At 48.6% G+C, this 641-nt stretch carries 1 protein-coding gene; it reads right to left on the bottom strand.

The genetic code is table 11. The annotated features are described in order from the left end of the window. Positions 1–164 precede the first annotated feature (164 nt). On the bottom strand, positions 165–641 hold a 477-nt coding region (locus ACFP3V_RS22600), incomplete at its 5' end, for an IS6 family transposase (RefSeq protein ID WP_001396888.1).

The raw sequence follows: 641 nt of genomic DNA on the forward strand, positions 1-641 counted from the left end.
GCAACCTATTGGTTAAATTAATGTATCAAAAACGATGGTTTTTGTGACAGTCTTGAAAAGTCCTGACTTCTCCCGAAAAATGACTCCCCTCATGTAACAAAACTCGTTACTGTATCAACATAACAATAACCCCATAACTAATTAGCGAGNCTTATTCAAAGGCCTTACATTTCAAAAACTCTGCTTACCAGGCGCATTTCGCCCAGGGGATCACCATAATAAAATGCTGAGGCCTGGCCTTTGCGTAGTGCACGCATCACCTCAATACCTTTGATGGTGGCGTAAGCCGTCTTCATGGATTTAAATCCCAGCGTGGCGCCGATTATCCGTTTCAGTTTGCCATGATCGCATTCAATCACGTTGTTCCGGTACTTAATCTGTCGGTGTTCAACGTCAGACGGGCACCGGCCTTCGCGTTTGAGCAGAGCAAGCGCGCGACCATAGGCGGGCGCTTTATCCGTGTTGATGAATCGCGGGATCTGCCACTTCTTCACGTTGTTGAGGATTTTACCCAGAAACCGGTATGCAGCTTTGCTGTTACGACGGGAGGAGAGATAAAAATCGACAGTGCGGCCCCGGCTGTCGACGGCCCGGTACAGATACGCCCAGCGGCCATTGACCTTCACGTAGGTTTCATCCAT

Source organism: Streptacidiphilus monticola (assembly GCF_042658505.1).
Lineage (GTDB): Bacteria > Actinomycetota > Actinomycetes > Streptomycetales > Streptomycetaceae > Streptacidiphilus > Streptacidiphilus monticola.